At 63.4% G+C, this 16112-nt stretch carries 14 protein-coding genes; 5 read left to right on the top strand and 9 right to left on the bottom strand.

Translation table 11 applies throughout. The features are described 5' to 3' along the window. Window positions 1-28: 28 nt before the first annotated feature. Both AAIH46_RS07990 and gmk read left to right on the top strand, forming a co-directional pair. Window positions 29-922 (top strand): YicC/YloC family endoribonuclease, encoded by an 894-nt coding sequence (locus AAIH46_RS07990; RefSeq protein WP_430305279.1) that lies wholly within the window; start codon window positions 29-31, stop codon window positions 920-922. Between the two features lie 3 nt (window positions 923-925). Beyond that, window positions 926-1594: a guanylate kinase gene (gene gmk, locus AAIH46_RS07985; protein WP_430305277.1), complete on the top strand. Its 669-nt coding sequence runs from the start codon at window positions 926-928 to the stop codon at window positions 1592-1594. A gap of 36 nt (window positions 1595-1630) precedes the next feature. On the opposite strand, the gene rsmA is transcribed toward gmk, so the two are convergent. The 7 genes from rsmA to AAIH46_RS07950 all read right to left on the bottom strand — a co-directional run bounded on the left by rsmA (window position 1631) and on the right by AAIH46_RS07950 (window position 9900). Further along, window positions 1631-2458 carry a 16S rRNA (adenine(1518)-N(6)/adenine(1519)-N(6))-dimethyltransferase RsmA gene (rsmA, locus tag AAIH46_RS07980; RefSeq protein ID WP_430305275.1) on the bottom strand — a complete coding sequence of 276 codons (828 nt, stop codon included), beginning with the start codon at window positions 2456-2458 and terminating at the stop codon, window positions 1631-1633. Then, window positions 2458-3489 carry a 4-hydroxythreonine-4-phosphate dehydrogenase PdxA gene (pdxA, locus tag AAIH46_RS07975; protein WP_430305273.1) on the bottom strand — a complete coding sequence of 344 codons (1032 nt, stop codon included), beginning with the start codon at window positions 3487-3489 and terminating at the stop codon, window positions 2458-2460. The genes rsmA and pdxA overlap by 1 nt, the downstream gene beginning before the upstream one ends. Then, window positions 3486-4427, bottom strand: a complete 942-nt coding sequence (locus tag AAIH46_RS07970; RefSeq protein ID WP_430305272.1) for a peptidylprolyl isomerase — start codon at window positions 4425-4427, stop codon at window positions 3486-3488. Before AAIH46_RS07970 ends, pdxA begins: the two co-directional genes overlap by 4 nt. 129 nt (window positions 4428-4556) lie before the next feature. Further along, on the bottom strand, window positions 4557-6890 hold the full coding sequence (locus AAIH46_RS07965; RefSeq protein ID WP_430305270.1) for an LPS-assembly protein LptD: 2334 nt from the start codon (window positions 6888-6890) through the stop codon (window positions 4557-4559). Then, window positions 6890-7978, bottom strand: a complete 1089-nt coding sequence (gene lptG / locus AAIH46_RS07960) for an LPS export ABC transporter permease LptG (protein WP_430305268.1) — start codon at window positions 7976-7978, stop codon at window positions 6890-6892. Before lptG ends, AAIH46_RS07965 begins: the two co-directional genes overlap by 1 nt. Further along, window positions 7975-9153, bottom strand: coding sequence for an LPS export ABC transporter permease LptF (gene lptF, locus AAIH46_RS07955; protein WP_430305266.1), 1179 nt, complete (start codon window positions 9151-9153; stop codon window positions 7975-7977). Before lptF ends, lptG begins: the two co-directional genes overlap by 4 nt. 81 nt (window positions 9154-9234) lie before the next feature. Next, window positions 9235-9900: a phosphatase PAP2 family protein gene (locus AAIH46_RS07950; RefSeq protein WP_430305264.1), complete on the bottom strand. Its 666-nt coding sequence runs from the start codon at window positions 9898-9900 to the stop codon at window positions 9235-9237. Between the two features lie 303 nt (window positions 9901-10203). Here AAIH46_RS07950 and AAIH46_RS07945 point away from each other — a divergent pair, with 303 nt between their 5' ends. From AAIH46_RS07945 to AAIH46_RS07935, 3 genes are all read left to right on the top strand, one after another. Continuing rightward, window positions 10204-11688, top strand: coding sequence for a leucyl aminopeptidase (locus AAIH46_RS07945; RefSeq protein ID WP_430305262.1), 1485 nt, complete (start codon window positions 10204-10206; stop codon window positions 11686-11688). 8 nt (window positions 11689-11696) lie between these two features. Then, window positions 11697-12146: a DNA polymerase III subunit chi gene (locus AAIH46_RS07940; RefSeq protein ID WP_430305261.1), complete on the top strand. Its 450-nt coding sequence runs from the start codon at window positions 11697-11699 to the stop codon at window positions 12144-12146. 223 nt (window positions 12147-12369) lie between these two features. Continuing rightward, window positions 12370-12978 carry a nitroreductase family protein gene (locus tag AAIH46_RS07935; protein ID WP_430305259.1) on the top strand — a complete coding sequence of 203 codons (609 nt, stop codon included), beginning with the start codon at window positions 12370-12372 and terminating at the stop codon, window positions 12976-12978. A 65-nt stretch (window positions 12979-13043) separates the two neighbouring features. Here AAIH46_RS07935 and AAIH46_RS07930 read toward each other — a convergent pair whose 3' ends face one another. Then, window positions 13044-13910, bottom strand: coding sequence for a polysaccharide deacetylase family protein (locus tag AAIH46_RS07930; protein ID WP_430305257.1), 867 nt, complete (start codon window positions 13908-13910; stop codon window positions 13044-13046). Window positions 13911-14021: 111 nt separating this feature from the next. After that, entirely contained in the window at window positions 14022-16085 is a 2064-nt protein-coding gene (locus AAIH46_RS07925) for a prolyl oligopeptidase family serine peptidase (RefSeq protein WP_430305256.1), read from the bottom strand. Window positions 16086-16112: the final 27 nt, after the last annotated feature.

Genomic DNA, 16112 nt, shown 5'->3' with positions numbered 1-16112 from the left:
GGCGGCCTTTTTCGTTCGGAAGGGTCTTATGACGACTGTGCAATCGATGACCGGTTTTGCCCGCCGGGAGGGCACGACGGGGCGCTATCGCTGGGCCTGGGAGCTGCGCTCGGTCAACGGCAAGGGACTGGATGTGCGGCTGCGGCTGCCGCCCGGCTTGGATCTCCTGGAAACCGAAGTGCGCCGCCGTATCGCGGCTGAACTCGGGCGCGGCAATATCCAGGCGTCGCTGTCGATTGGCTACAGCGAGCCGAAGATCGAAGCGGTGCTCAACCGCGATGCGCTGGCGGCGCTGCAGGTCTTGCGGAGCGAGCTTGGCGACCTGGTTGACCCTTCGCCGCTACGCCTCGACAGCCTCCTCTCCATCCGCGGGCTCGTCGAGTTCAAGGAGGCGGAAGACGATGCCGAGGCTGTGTCTGTCCGGGATGCGGCAATCCTCGAAGGGCTCGACCGCGCGCTGGAGGATCTGGTCGCCATGCGGCGCAGCGAGGGGGCAGCGCTTGCGGCGATCTTGAGCGGCCAGGTGCGGACCATTGAAGCGCTGACGGCGACGGTTGAAAACGATCCCTCGCGATCGTCGGAGGAGATTGCCCGCCGTCTGTCGGCTCAATTGTCGACGCTGCTGGAGAGCGGCGGCTCGGGGCTCGACCGCGACCGTCTCTATGGCGAAGTAGCTCTGCTGGCGACGAAGGCAGACCTGCGCGAGGAGATCGACCGGTTGAAGGCGCATGTGGCGGCGGCGGACGATCTATTGGCCCGAGGCGGACCTATCGGCCGGCGGCTCGATTTTCTTGCACAGGAATTTAACCGCGAGTCCAATACAATCTGTTCCAAATCCAACTCGGCTGCGGTAACCGCGGCAGGCATCGAATTGAAAGTCGTTATCGACCAGTTCCGAGAACAGGTCCAGAATTTGGAGTAGTCCATGAGCCCGGCGCAGTCCTCGCCCATCAAGATCGCCCGTCGTGGCCTGATGCTGGTTCTGTCTTCGCCGTCTGGCGCGGGCAAATCGACCATCGCGGGCAACCTGCTGCGCGATGACCACAGCCTGGAGATCTCGGTCAGCGTCACGACGCGGACGAAGCGCCCGAGCGAGATCAACGGCAAGCACTACCACTTCATCACCATCCCGCAGTTCGAGCGCATGCGCGACAGCGGCGAGCTGCTGGAATGGGCGGAAGTGCATGGCAATTTCTATGGCACGCCGCGTGAGCCTGTGGAGGCCGCCATGGCCGAGGGCCGGGACATGCTGTTCGACATCGACTGGCAAGGCGCCCTGCAGTTGCAGGACAAGATGAAGGCCGACATCGTTTCGATCTTCGTGCTGCCGCCCAGCATGACCGAGCTGCAGTCGCGCCTGCACCGTCGCGCCGAGGATACCGAAGAGGTGATCCGCACCCGGCTGCTGAACTCTCGCGCCGAGATCGAGCACTGGCGCGAATACGACTACGTCATCGTCAACGATGACCTGGACGAGGCTTTCGGCCATGTCAGCTGCATCGTCAACGCCGAGCGGATCCGTCGCGACCGGCGCCACGGCCTGTTCGATTTCGTGCGGGACCTTCTGGAAGAAGAGCCGGTGCTTTCGGCCTGATAGTGTTCGCTTCGCCTCGGGCCGCCGCCGGCGGCCTCAGAGCGCGTTCGCCAGCCTGACGAACTCTTCCACCGACAAGGTCTCGGCCCGCCGCTGTGGATCGATATCGGCCTTCTGCAGCAATGCTTCACCACCAAGCGACTTGACGCTCTGGCGCAGCATCTTTCGTCGCTGGCCGAATGCGGCCATCGTCACGCGCTCGAGCTTCGTCACGTCGCAGGGCAGGGGGTTGTCGCGCGGTGTCAGGTGGACGACCGTCGACGTTACCTTCGGCGGCGGGGTGAAGGCCTGTGGCGGCACGTCGAACGCCATCCGCGCCTCTGTACGCCAGCCGCACAGCACGCCCAACCGACCGTAATGGTCATCGTCTTCTTCGGCGACGATCCGCTGGCCTACTTCCTTCTGGAACATCAGCGTCATCGACTGCCAGAACGGCGGCCACGTCGCTGGAAGCAGCCAGTTGACGAGCAGTTGCGTCCCGACATTGTAGGGAAGGTTGGCGATGATGCGCACGGGACCGTCCGGCACGAGAGAGGCGAAATCGGTCTTCAGCGCATCGCCCTCGATCACCTCCAGCCGCCCCGGATAGTGGCTTTCGATTTCCGCCAGTGCCGGCAGGCATCGCGGATCGCGTTCGACCGCGATCACCTTCTTGGCGCCGAGCGACAGGATTGCCCGGGTCAGCCCCCCGGGTCCTGGTCCGACCTCGATGACGGTAATGCCTTCCAGCGGACCGGCTGTCCGGGCGATCTTCTGGGTGAGGTTCAGGTCGAGGAGAAAGTTCTGGCCGAGTGCCTTGCGGGCGTCGAGGCCGAACCGGTCGATGACGTCGCGGAGCGGCGGAAGTCCGTCGAGAGTGGCCATTAATGCTGCAATCCTGCCTGGGCCGCCAGTTCGCCGGCCAGCCGCAGGGCGGCAACCAGGCTGCTTTCCCGCGCGATACCCTTGCCGGCCAGGCTGAAGGCCGTGCCATGATCCGGCGAGGTGCGGATGAAGGGCAGACCGAGTGTGACATTGACACTGTCATCGAAGCCGAGCGCCTTGGCCGGGATGAGAGCCTGGTCGTGATACATGCAGATCGCGACGTCGTATCGCGTGCGCGCTTCGTCGTGGAACATCGTATCCGCCGGCAACGGACCGACGGCGTTGATTCCCTCCCGACGCAGGATCTCGATCGCCGGTTCTATCATATCTAGATCTTCCCTGCCGATCGCGCCGTCTTCGCCGGCATGCGGGTTGAGGCCGGCAATCGCCAGACGCGGATGAAGTAGCCCGAAACGGTGGCGAAGGTCATGGGCTGCGATCCGGCACGTTTCCAGGATGAGATCCTCGTTCAGCGCTGTCGGTACGTCCTTGAGCGGAATGTGGATGGTGACCGGGATTGCCCGCAGTTTCGGCCCGGCGAGCATCATCACCGGCCGGCATGGCCGACCCGTCGCCCGCTCTGCGAGATCCGCCAGGAATTCCGTGTGACCCGGAAAGCCGAAGCCTGCTTCATAGAGGACGGACTTGGCGATCGGATTGGTGACCGTGGCGCTCGCCTCGCCGGAGAGCGACAGCGCGACAGCCGCCTCGATCGCCGTGATCGTGCTGCATGCCGAGGCGACATGTGGACGACCGGCCTCGATTTCCGAACCGATCTTGATCGGCAGGACGGGGAGGGCATCGGCGAAGATTGAGCATGCGGTGGCAGCGGTGGCTTCGCTGATCGGCAGATCGATCTCGAGCATGCGAGCCCGTGCGGCAAGCACATCCGGATCGCCGATGTAGACGAAGGGCTGCAGGGAAAGCTCGTGTCGCCGCATCCACGCGGCGATGGTGATATCAGGGCCGATCCCGGCGGGATCGCCCTGCGTCAGGGCCAGCGGCCGGTCTGATCTGCCGGCGGGGCTCAAGGATAGACGATCTGCGCCTTCTTACGCAGTTCCTCAAGATACTTCGCCTCGTTGGCGCTTTCGCCGTCCTTCTTTTCTTTGCCCAGGTCTTCGGCGCGGAACACGACTTCCGCCGCCGCGTCATCGGAAACCTGACGCTGGGTGCAGATCGCCAGGAATTCGACGCCGCGTTCGGTGACGCGGGACTGGGTGGTGCCGTTGCCGGATACCTTCTCGATGAACGGCTTCCAGTCTTCCGGAAGCTCAGGCTTCATCACCCGGCCGAGATCGCGGATCGACACGTCGAGCATGGTCTTGGCGAAGTCCTTGGCCTGGTCGCAGCCCGGGAACTTCGAACGCGAGGCTTCGGCTTCCTTCTGGCGCTTGCCGAGGATGGCGTTGCGCTTGGCAGCCGGCACGACGAAGATAACCTGCTTGAGGTAATATTCGGTAGTGACCGGCTTTTCCTTGTTCTGCATCATCCGCTTGACGAGCTCTTCCGACGACATCTTGCCGACGCCGTAACGGGAGTTGACGAGCCGCGGCCAGCTCATCTGCACAGCGATGAACGACTTGAAGTGGTCCGCACCCACGCCTGCCTGGCTGAGGATGCCGGTCATCTGCGTGACGTTCATCTTGTTGCTGGCGGCAAACCGCTCGAACGCCTTGTCGACGTCCTCGGTGCTCACCGAGCCTCGAACACGGGCGATCTCGTCGCGCTTCAGGGCTTCGTCGACCAACTGGTCGCGGGCCATCTTCTGCAGATTGCCGGTGCGCCGCTGCAGCTTCAGGAATGCGACGCGCTTGGCAACGTCGGTATTGGTAATCGGCGTCTTGTTGACGACCGCAGCCACCTGGGTCGCAGCGAACGCGTTCTGCTGCATCGGTTCTACGACAAAGGAGACGGCGAGTGCTGTGGCGGCAAGGGCGACACGCCTCCATGCTACGCTGGCAAACATCTATCTCGTCCTTCCTGGCATACGCACGGCCGTCCCGGCCGCGCTTCTGTCGCGTTTAGATCAGCCGCTGGATTGCATACTTCATGCGGCGAAACAATGACGATTGGAACAAACCGCCTGCGTCGAGGGCTATTCCTCGTCGAGATCCGTCGATCCGACGGCAATTTCGCCGAGGGTTCGGAAGCTCAACCGTGCCGTGACCGTCCAGTCGTCGGCATCGGCGCTGTCCGGCTGATCCGTATAGGCGACCGTAAACACCGTGCACTCGTCGGCATAGGTGACACCCAGGCCGCGCCGAATGACCTCGTTCTTGTTGATGTCCCAGGTCGTCGATCCCGACAGCGACCACTGCTCGTTGATGCGCAGCGAGCTTGCCGTCTTCAGATACTCCGCTTCCTTCTGGAAGCCGTAGTCCGGCTGGGCCTGGATATTGGTGTAGACGACAGCGCCACTGACACGCGGCAGAGCGTAGGTCAGTGCCACGTCGGCACGCTCCAGCTCGAAGCTCTTCTCGTCGAAACGGCCCTGGCCCTGCACGCTGTAACCCTGCGGCAGATCGACGGCTGCAAGCGCGACGTAGTCCGACGCATCCGATTCGAGACCGGACTGAGCCCCGACATTCAGGAGGTCCGACGTATCGAACGAGTTCGTCCCGGCCAGGTGGTAGGACTGGCCGAACAGGCCGCGCAGGCCGATGCCGTTGTCGAACGTGCCGGTGTAGCGGATGCCGACATTGGCGCGCGTACCGCCCTCGACCCTGTCATAGCCTGAGAACTTGTCGCGCTCGAACAACGAGGTGGCATCGAAGACGAAACTTTGCGCGTCCTCGTTCGGCAGTCCGCCGGCCATCTGTTCGTCCGGACGTGCGAGGATCTGAGCCACCGGCTCCAGCAAGTGGCTGCTCGTCGCCGTGGTCATCAGGATCGGGTAGCGGGCTTCGAGACCGGCCGTCAGCATGTAGCGCGCATCACCGCCTGAGCTTTCAAAGTCGCCGTCATAGGTGACGCCATTGAAACTTGGACTGCTGTTGCCCGTATGGCGGATCCCGTCGCCTCGAGCTGCCAGGATCGGCGTAAGAAGCAGTCCCTCGTCGGTGGTGAACGTCCGCTTCCACTCGGCTTCCGTGGTGAAGCGGGTGTAGCTGCCTTCCAGGCCGCGGAAGCGGGTCGACGTCCCTTCGGTGTAGAAGTCGTCCTGCTTGCGCGACAGGTTGGTGAAGTTGCTCGTGATCGACAGCTGGCCGCCGTAGATCGGTTCCGGTGCGTAATAGGTGTAGTCAAGCGACGGATAGACGACGGCCTGCTGCTTTTCGGCAGTGCGGGCATAGTCCGTATCTTGAACGTCGAAGTAGTAGTTGTGCAGTTCGAACGAATTGCGCGTTCCGAGCCCGTTCAGGTAGATGTCATTGGTGAACGGCGTCGTGTTGTAGCCGGCAAGCCTGTAGGTCTTCGAGAAATTGTTGTCGGACTGGAGCATGACGTTCCATCCGAAGGTCCAGCGCGGATTGATCTCGAAGCGGCCCTTGGAGGCGATCATGCCGCGTTGATCGGCGCGTTCGTCGCTGGAGCCCTTGTCGAATGTGCCGGGGCTCTTCTGGTCGATACCCGCCACCCGCAGCGTGTGCTCGCCGGTCTCGAATCGGTTGCGCAACTCTCCCGCCAGCAAAAGGCCCTGCTTGGTGTAGTAGGTGGGGCTGATCGTTGCGTCCATGCTCGGCGAGAAGACATGGTAGTAGGGAACGGTCAGGCCGAAGCCGAGCTTCTGCGTCACGCTCATGCGCGGAAACAGGATGCCCGACTTGCGCTCGACGGTCTCGTCTGGAACCGTGATCGGGAAGGGCAGCCTGCCCAGCGAGAATCCGAACAGTTCGAATTGCGCGCGCTCCAGGCGAATCGTGTGGGCCTTGCCGTCGCGGATAACCTTCTGTGCCTTCACCTGCCACAGTGGCGCGCGGTCGGGACGCGCAGCACACGGAAGGCAGGCGGTGTAGACGCCGTTGTTCAGCACCATCTTTTCTTCCGGCAGGCGCTCGGCGCTCTCTGCCGCAAGACGGGTATTGTCGGTCGTTTCGACGCGCAGCGAGTTGACGAATCCCTCGCCGAAATTGTCCGTCACATCCAGCGAATCCGCATAGATGCGGTTGCCGCCCGGCTCGATCAGCTCGATGTTGCCGGTGGCCATCACGCGGCCGCTCTTCTGATCGTATTCGACGCGCTGCGCCACCATCCGGTAGCTGTTGTAGTTGATCTGCACGCCGCCGACGGCAGTGACGCGCTCGGCATCCTGATTATAGGTGAGTTCGTTCGCCCGCAGGAGCATCTTGGCTCCATCGGCGACTTCCGGCGCCAGGGGAGATCCCTGCGCCATAACGGTCGACGGGTAGACGGCCGTCATGGCCACAGCCGTGCTGGTCAGCAGGGCTGCGAGAAGCCGTCTGATAGTCCCGCGGTCATTTACCGCCACTAGCCATCCTCCTGATGAAGCAGAATTGTTGCCCCGAGTGCCATCGCGACGACGACTGGAACCCAGACCGCCACGAAGGGTGGAACAACTCCGCTGCTCCCGAATGCCCTTACGAGCACCGTCACGACATAAAGCACGAAGCCACACACGATTCCACCCAGAATCACCGAGCGCGATTGCGCCATACGGCTGAAGCGAAGGGAAACGGTTGCGGCGATGAGGGTCATCGCCACCAAGAGAAGCGGCAGCGACAACAAGGAATGGAATTGGGTCTCGAGCGCCTTGGTCGAGATGCCGAAAGACCGAGCTACTTCGATTTTTCGTAAAATGTCAAAGAAAGCAACGCTTTCCGGTTTGGTATTGCTCTCCTGAAGGAATTCTCGCTTCAGATTGGTGCGCACCTGTGCCGTCGGCTTGCGGGTCGGCGGCGAGTCGGTCCGCGTTTCCAGAACGTTGTTAAGGTTCCAGTAACCATCTTCCAAGGTCGCCGTCGCTGCATCCTGTCTCATGACGATGCGGCCGTCCTTGTCGAAATGGAACAGCACCACGTCGAACAGCTGAGTCCCGCCGTCCTCGTAGCCCTTCGCACCGATGACGGTATCGTTGTCATTGCTGATCTGGCGGATCCACGGCAGGAAGTTGGAGGCCTTGGCGGCATTGCTGGCCTTGCGCCAGTCCGTCTCCATCAGGCTGGCCTTGCTCTGGCCCCACGCGGAGATCGGATTGATGACGGCCATGGCGAAGACGCCGATCAGGAAGGCACCGACGACGAACGGCATGACGAACTGCCAGACCGACAATCCTGCGGCGCGGGCGACGACCAGTTCGGAGCGCCGGTTAAGCGCGATCAGCGTCGTCATGCCGATGAACAGCGTCAGCGTCGGGATCGTCTGCTGGAAGATCAGCGGCAGCCGCAGCGCGCTCATCAGCAGGCCGCCGGGCACCGTATAGCCGACGAAGCCCGACATGCGCCGGCTCGTCTCGCTGAAATCCGCAAGGAAGATGATGCCGCAGACGCCGATGAAGAACCAGATTGCGGTGATCACGTAGCGTTTGAAGAAGTAGCGGCTGAGGGTTACCGGGATCATGCGGTGCCTCCCTTGGGTCCGCTTGCACCATTTACCAGACGGTTACGGGCCTTGCCCACCCAGCGTCCGGTAAAATCGGTGAGGAGCGACGGCATGGTCAGCTGCCGGTTGGTTGCCAGCATGAAGATCGCCAGCAGGCCGAAGGCGATCGGCACGCCGTAGATGAGCGGGGTGATGCTGTAATTGTTTCGGCTGAGATTGGTGACGTAGAAGGTGAGCCAGCGCAGCGCAAAGCAGATCGCCAGCGCAACGACCATCGGATGCAGCCGGGCGCGGCGGCTCGAGCGTGCGCCGCCTGTCACCACCAGCGACAGGAGCGCGAAGACGATCGGCAGGATCCAGTCGGACAGGCGCCGGTGCAGTTCGGCCCGGAAGCTGCCGGGGGAGGCGAGGAAGGTCTTGTCCGTCGGGTCGGGGTTCAGCAGGAACGCCAGGCTGCGGTCGCTGGAGAAGACCGGCGCTTCACCAGTCGATTCGGTCATCGACGAAAGATCGAACGCATAGGAGACGAACTTGACGATCGAGATGCGACCGTCCTTGGCCTTTCGGTGCACTTCGCCGTCACGCATCGTCAGCGTCTTGCCGTCTTCGGCAATCGAACCTTCGCGCGCGTAATAGATGAGGTCCCAGTTCGGATCGCGGTAGTCGACCAGGAAGATTCCGGTCAGCACGCGATTCGAGTGTCGCTCGGAGATCTGCACGTAGAGGCCTTCTTCGATACTCCGGAAGGTCTTTTCCTCGATCACCGAGGACAACAGGTCTGCATAGGCCTCGGCGACCATCTCGCGGGCGCTGACACGCGACGCGGGCTCGACGAAGTTGGTGATCAGGAAGGAGAACGCCGCCATCAGGACGGCAAGCAGGATCACCGGCCGATAGATCACCGAGCGTGCCGATCCGGCCGCATCGATGACTGCCAGCTCCGAATCATTGTTCATCGCGTTCAGCGTCTGCGTCACGCCGATGACGATGGCGAACGGCAGGACCACCGGGATGATCGTCGGCAGGATGAATGTCGCAAGCGTCGCGAAGGAACCGATCGATTGACCGGTATCCGTCACCAGATTGATGCGACCGAGCACCTGGATCGTCCAGATGATGGTCAGCACCGGCAACAGGGTGACCAGAAACATCTGGAACGCGCGCCGGAAGATGTAGAGCTCAAGAAGTTTCATAGAGATCCGCCACGCCGTCCTGTCATCGCGGCGCTAGCCGGCATCTAAGCAATTTCAGGGAAGAATGCGACAGCTCAAACGTCACAAAGCTGTTTGCTGAGTACGTTTTCTCGCGCTCTGTGTCATTTCGAAATACGTCGCGACTGCGGCGTAGATCACGCATGACGACAGGAAGCCCAGAAGCACGTCAGAGAGGTAGTGGCCGCCGAAGGTGATGCGCAAAGCCGGCGAGATCAGGCAGAAGGCGATGATCGGCGGCCCGAAGATCAGCCGCAGCCGAGGCGGAAGAAGAACCACCAGGCAGGCGATCCACCCGGCGCCGGCGGCTTCGCCGGAAATGAAAGAACAGTTGTTGATGCAGCCGCCATCAAGGGTCCCGGCCGCGGTGAACACCTGGTGGCCACCGAAAAGGTCGGTTTCATAGGGACGCGGGCGCCCAGAGATGGTTTTCAGGATGAGGTTGACGAGCAGATAGGGCCCGAGGCCGAAGGCGATGAGCGCGATCGAGTACTGCCGCGTCTTTACCGGGTTGTAGGTCGCCCCGTGGTGCTGGAGGTTGCGAATCAGCAGGACCAGCAGGGTGATCGCCGAGAGCGCCGGCAGGTAGAAGAAGATCTTGCGAACGGCAATCAGTGCGCCTTCGCTGGCATACGGAAACAGGCCGCAGATACGCGCCGTGTGCGCCGACGCGGTGCAGGTGATCTCCTGGAAGAAGGCCCGTGCAACCACGATGTCGAGCTGCGGCACGGCGTAGAAGAACGCCAGAAGAAGCCACCAGAGCGCCAGCAGGGTGACGAGCCAGGCCTGGGGCCGACTGAACAGAACCCGGAGGCGCCGTTTCGAAAACGGCCGACGTGTCTGGTAGATGTATGCCAAAACGGGTTTGCCTCGATTGCCAGCGTGTCTACATTAAGCAAGTTGAGAAGGCAGTGGCAAGATGCCACCGGAAGGCTTTACCGGCTGTCCTTGCTCGACGCCTTGTTCGGGCCTTCGCCATGCCTTAGGTCTGGTGCTCGTTCATCTCATTCGAACTTGCTTCCTGGAGACACGATGTCCTCTCAATTCACCATCCGCTTCGCCCCGTCCGCTCCGCAAGAGGCCGGCCTGGCCGTCCTCCTGAAGCTCAAGGGCGATGGCGCTCCCGCCGGCGCCGCTACCGCCGACCCGGGTGCGGTCATCGGCAAGGCCAGCGCGGTATCGGCCTATTCGGGCAAACAGATGGCGGTGCTCGATATCCTCGCGCCGCATCAGTCGCCGTTCGACCGGATCGTCGTGCTGGGCCTCGGCAAGGCCGATGAGCTGAAGGCGCTGGACTGGCTGCGTGCCGGCGGCAAGGCCGCAAGTCTTACCAAGCGCGCCGAACGGATGACCGTTTTCCTCGACGTGCCGGGTCTCGACGTATCCGCGGAACAGGCTGCCGATGTGGCGCTCGGCATGCTGCTGCGTGCCTATTCCTTCGACGCCTACAAGACCAAGAAGGATGACGACAAGGCGCCGGCGCAGGTTGCCGTGACCATCGTCACCGCCGCTCACGAGCAGGCGGCAGCAGCCTTCGAGCAGGCGCAGGCGGTGGCTGGCGGCGTCAACCTGGCGCGCGAACTGGTCAACCTTCCACCCAACGTGCTTGGGCCGGAAGAATTCGCCGATCGCGCCCGGGCGCTGGAAACGCTGGGCGTCGAGGTGGAGATCCTCCCCGAGAAAGAGATGCAGGAACTGGGCATGGGCGCGCTGCTCGGCGTGGCACAAGGCTCTGCGCGTCCCGCCCGTTTGGCAGTCATGCAGTGGAAGGGTGGCACCGAGGGTGAGACGCCGGTGTCCTTCGTCGGCAAGGGCGTTGTCTTCGATACAGGCGGCATTTCCATCAAGCCCGGTGCCGGCATGGAAGACATGAAGGGCGACATGGGCGGTGCAGCCGCGGTCATTGGCCTCATGCATACGCTTGCCGCACGCAAGGCCAAGGTCAACGCCGTCGGCATTCTCGGCCTCGTCGAAAACATGCCGGACGGCAATGCCCAGCGGCCGGGAGACATCGTCACCTCGATGTCCGGCCAGACCATCGAGATCATCAATACCGATGCCGAAGGCCGCCTCGTGCTGGCCGACGCGCTGTGGTACTGCAAGGAGCGGTTCAAGCCGCGGATCATGATCAACCTTGCGACGCTGACCGGCGCGATCCTCGTGGCACTCGGCAACCTGCATGCGGGCCTGTTTTCCAACGATGACGAGCTGGCGGAGAGCCTGCTGGCGGCCGGCGAAGAGACCGGCGAGAAGCTGTGGCGCATGCCGCTCGGCAAGGACTACGACAAGATCATCGATTCGAAGTTCGCCGACATGAAGAACAGCGGCGGACGCCTTGCCGGCTCGATCACTGCCGCCCAGTTCCTCAAGCGCTTCGTCGGCGAGACCGCCTGGGCGCATCTCGACGTCGCCGGTACCGCGATGAACTCGCCGGCCACCGAGTTCAACCAGTCCTGGGGCTCCGGCTATGGCGTGCGGCTTCTCGACCAGCTGGTCCGCGACCGCTACGAGGCCTGAGCCGCATCATGACAGAGGTGCTGTTCTACCACCTGACCGAATCGAAGCTCGAGGAGGCGCTTCCGGCGCTCCTCGAGAAGAGCGTCGAGCGTGGCTGGCGCGTCGTGCTGCAGACGGTCGGCGAAGAGCGGCGTGATGCGCTGGACCAGCATCTCTGGACCTACCGCGAGGAAAGCTTCCTGCCGCACGGCACGGATCAATCGGCGCATCCGGCAGACCAGCCGGTGCTGCTGACGGTCTCTCCCGAAAACGCCAATGGCGGAAACATCCGCTTCCTTGTCGATGGCGCCGAGCCGCCGGAGATCGAATCCTATGAGCGGGTGGTCTTCATGTTCGACGGATATGATGCCGCCCAGCTCGAGGGGGCGCGCAGCCAGTGGAAGCGGCTGAAGGGCGGCGGACATAATCTCACCTACTGGCAGCAGGCGCCGGACGGCCGCTGGGTCAAGAAGGCCTGACGCTTGCTCAAGCTGGTCGCCGGCTCGGCAGTCTGCCGGACCGGTGTCAAGCCAGAGGTGGTGGGCATCAGGCACTCGGCATTACGGGCAGATGGCGTTGGCAGCGGCGGTCAGATCCCGCGCATCGCTGATGTTCAGCCGGCTCCCTGTTCTTCCGACGTCACTTGTGCAGCGCAATATCGCTTGGTAGCTGGTAGTCATCATTGACCTGGAGCCGCATCCCATGACCGCCAACAGCCCGACCGCCGCCCGCGTAGCGGATCATCCGATTGCCGAATTTTTCACCGAGCGCTGGTCGCCGCGGGCCTTCACCGATGCGGCGATAACGGAACAGGAACTGCTCGGTCTGCTTGAGGCCGCCCGCTGGGCACCCTCCGCCTTCAATGCGCAGCCCTGGCGTTTCGCCTATGCACTGCGCGGTGACGCCGCGTGGGATGGTATTCTGGGCGCCATTCTGCCGTTCAACCAGACTTGGGCGCAGAAGGCATCGGCTCTGGTGATCCTCGCCTCCGACACGAAGTTCACCGCACCCGGAAAGACCGAAGCCTCCGACAACGGCAGCCATGCCTTCGACGCCGGCACCGCCTGGGGCTATCTCGCCCTGCAGGCGCACATCGCCGGCTGGGCATCGCATGCCATGGCCGGTTTCGATCGCAGCGCGATGGCGGCCGTCACCAGCATGCCGGAAACCTTCGTCCTGCACGCGGCCATCGCCATCGGCCGCCAGGGCGACGCTTCCAGCCTTCCGGAAGGATTGCAGGCGCGCGAAGTGCCGAGCCCGCGTCATCCGCTCGCAGCCACCGCGTTTCACGGGAGGTTCAGCAAGGCCTGAGCGTCCGATCTTTGGCAAGAGCAAGACGGCCTCCCACGTGGAGGCCGTTCTCGTTTAGACCGCGGTTAATGGCTGTCGCCGGCGGTCGCGGTTTGGACGGATGCCATCAGCAGGGAAGGCGCCTTGCGGCGCAACGTCACCACCTTGTAGCCCTCGGCGCGCATCTGGGTCAGCAGCGCCGGCAGCATGGCGGCCGTCCGCACATGAATGTCGTGCAGCAGGATGATGCCGCGACGATGGGCGTTGAGCGCATGCATGGTCCGGGTCGCAACGGCTGCCGGGCTTTCGCTGAAATAGTCCTTCGAATCCACTTGGACATCCAGCACCACCATGCCCTCGCTGGCGACGGATCGGCGCAGGCGCCGCGTATCCGACAGATACGGAAAGCGGAAGAAGCCGACATCTTCACGCGTGGCCGTGCTGACAGCCTTCCTGCCCTTGTTGATTTCCGCCATAGCCCCATCGAAGGAGAGGTTGCGCAGGTTGGCGTGGTGATAGGTGTGGCTGCCGATCGTGTGGCCGTGGCTGACGACCTCCCGGGCGATCTGCGGATACGCCTGGGCCATCTCCCCGACCATCAGGAAGGTCGCCTTGACGCCGAACTCGTCGAGCGTTGCAAGGATCCGCTCCGTCTTCTTCGGCATCGGGCCGTCGTCGAACGTAAGCACCACTTCCTTGTCGCGCAGCGCGATATCCTCGAGCGAATTCACGTCGATGGTCCGGCCCGCAAGACTGGAAGGGTTGGTGACGCGTCCCCAGGCGGCGGGTGTCAGGGGAACGGGCGTGTCCGCATCGGTCACCGTCGACGGCTTCATCGCGGGATGCGCGGCGAAGGCGGAGACAAAGGTGCCGCCTTCGCTCGGAACGCGGCCGGCACAGGCGGAAAGCAGGCATGCAAAGGAGGCGGCGACGCAGACGACGCGAAGGGACATTGGGGAACGACTCGGATGACAGGTGCCGGAAGGAGGTGACGGCACTGTCTCCGATGATGGTTAACAGTCGGTATCTTCCAGATGGGCAAACTCCTGCCCAGCCCCCGACGACTACCGGGGTTCGAGGATCGCCCCCCGCAGAAAGCTGTAGCCTATCGCCGTGCGTCGCGCCATTTCCGCCGAATTGCCGGCGCCGCCGTGTCCGCCAGAGCCGAACTCGTGGAACAGCGGCCGGTGGCCGGCCTGCTCAAGACGCAGGGCGAAGCGGCGCGCATGCGAGGGATGCACCCGGTCGTCGTTCGACGAGCTTTCGATGTACAGTGCCGGATACCTTTGTTGCAAAGCCGGGCGGATCGCCTGCAGCGGTGAGTAATCCAGCATGAAGCGGCGATCCTCCTCGTCGTCCGGATCGCCGTACTCGTCGATCCACGCCCGGCCGGCCGGAAACTGCTGGAAGCGCGTCATGTCGATCACCGGTACGCGGCACCAGACGGCGCCGAAATCCTGCGGGTAGCGCGTCAGCATCACGGCCGACAGCAGGCCACCATTGCTGGCGCCGGTGCAGGCGATCCGCGACGGCTTCGTGTAGCCGCGCTTGACCAGATCGCGGGCGATGGCGACAAAATCCTCGAATGCCTTGTGTCGGCCTTCTCGTTTGGCGACGCTATGCCATTGCGGCCCAAGCTCGCTGCCGCCGCGGATATACGCCTGCACATAGCCGCCACCCTGTTCCAGCCAGCGCCCGGTCGTTCCGGAATAGTGCGGGCCGAGCGATGCGGCAAAGCCGCCATAGCCATAGATCAGCACCGGCAGTTCGCCGGTCCTGAATGCCTTCGGCAGAACCAGGTGATAGGGCACGCGCGTGCCATCCTCCGACACTGCCTCCAGCAAGGCGCTCGTCATCCCTTCGGCATCGAAATAGGCGGGGGAGGCCTGCGGCTCCTTCAGGGCCAGCGGCGCCCGCTGCTCCGATAGGTCAAGAAGATAGCGGGTCGGCGGCAGCAGAAAGCCCTGGCCGACGACCCAGAGCGTATCGTCGCCCAGTTGCAGATCGGCAAAGCGCGGCGTGAAACTCACCGATTCGACGCCCTCCGGCAGCACCACCTCCAGCGGCTCGGCATCGGTTCTGCTAAGGTCGAGCACGAACAGTCTGGGAACCAGGCGGTCCTCGACCACCCAGACCGCATAACTGCGCAACAGCCGGAACTGCCGGATCGACCGTCCGTCGGCCGGCAGCGAGATGATCCGCCGCTCCGCATCGAGCGGAGCCGCACCGAACGGCGTAAGACGCTGCAGCACGAGGCTTCCGGCAGCGACCGCCTCGTCCGATTTGGCGAGCCACAGACAATGGCTGCGATTGAGGTCGGCCTCGATCTCGACGGGCAGGTCGAGGCGCCGCAGCGCGCCTTTCTCATCCTCCGCGTGGATGCTCATCTTGCCGATCTGGTGCCCGGCAAAGAAGACATGGATCTGTCGACGATCGCCGCTAGCGTCGTCGATGACCGCATCACCGAGTGCCGGGTCGATGACGAAGGCATAGCCGTAGACGTCGGTGCGGGCTGCCTCGTAGAGGATCGATCCCTCCTGCGGCGCAACGCCCCGCTGCAACCGCCGGCCGACCCGCGGCCAGCCCGACAGCGTTGCCGAAAATTCGTCGATCGCGCCGAAATAGCAGATCTCGTCGCGGCTCAGCCAGTTGGCATGCGACCGCACCGCCGGCAGATCAAAGCCGCCGGCGACGATTTCCTTCGCCTCGGCGTCGAATTCGAGCAGCCGCGTGAGGTCGGATCCGCCATCCGAAAGCCGCAGCAGAACCCGCGTCGGCTCCCATGGACAGGTCACGGCGCCCGCATAGATCCATCGCTTGCCTTCCGATGCACAGAAGGCATCGAGGTCGAATACCGTCTCCCACTCTGCGTTCGGCAGAGGATCCTGATCCGCCGGCAGCCGCCGCCAGAGCCCAAGCGGATTGTCCTTGCTGCGCCGGAAATCAAACAGCCAGTTGCCGCGCCGCGCAGGCATGATCAGCCGATCGTCGCGTTCCATCATGGCCTGCAGCGCCTCGGCGTCCGCGCGCATGGCCGGCGTATCGAGAGCCGCCTGGGAAAGGATATTGCGCTCGTCGACGAATTCACGCGTGGCGGGATCGTCATCCCTTTCGAGAAACAGATCCATGATGCCACTCCCTGCTGTCATTCTTTG

The organism is Rhizobium sp. 0TCS1.26, from assembly GCF_050455525.1.
Lineage (GTDB): Bacteria > Pseudomonadota > Alphaproteobacteria > Rhizobiales > Rhizobiaceae > Neorhizobium.
This window is presented reverse-complemented; position numbering and strand designations above follow the sequence as displayed.

Coding starts and splice junctions, on each gene's coding strand:
- AAIH46_RS07990 (WP_430305279.1), top strand. CDS start 29: ATGACGACTGTGCAATCGATGACCGGTTTTGCCCGCCGGGAGGGCACG.
- lptF (WP_430305266.1), bottom strand. CDS start 9,153: ATGAAACTTCTTGAGCTCTACATCTTCCGGCGCGCGTTCCAGATGTTT.
- rsmA (WP_430305275.1), bottom strand. CDS start 2,458: ATGGCCACTCTCGACGGACTTCCGCCGCTCCGCGACGTCATCGACCGG.
- lptG (WP_430305268.1), bottom strand. CDS start 7,978: ATGATCCCGGTAACCCTCAGCCGCTACTTCTTCAAACGCTACGTGATC.
- AAIH46_RS07935 (WP_430305259.1), top strand. CDS start 12,370: ATGACCGCCAACAGCCCGACCGCCGCCCGCGTAGCGGATCATCCGATT.
- AAIH46_RS07970 (WP_430305272.1), bottom strand. CDS start 4,427: ATGTTTGCCAGCGTAGCATGGAGGCGTGTCGCCCTTGCCGCCACAGCA.
- AAIH46_RS07925 (WP_430305256.1), bottom strand. CDS start 16,085: ATGGATCTGTTTCTCGAAAGGGATGACGATCCCGCCACGCGTGAATTC.
- AAIH46_RS07930 (WP_430305257.1), bottom strand. CDS start 13,910: ATGTCCCTTCGCGTCGTCTGCGTCGCCGCCTCCTTTGCATGCCTGCTT.
- AAIH46_RS07945 (WP_430305262.1), top strand. CDS start 10,204: ATGTCCTCTCAATTCACCATCCGCTTCGCCCCGTCCGCTCCGCAAGAG.
- gmk (WP_430305277.1), top strand. CDS start 926: ATGAGCCCGGCGCAGTCCTCGCCCATCAAGATCGCCCGTCGTGGCCTG.
- AAIH46_RS07940 (WP_430305261.1), top strand. CDS start 11,697: ATGACAGAGGTGCTGTTCTACCACCTGACCGAATCGAAGCTCGAGGAG.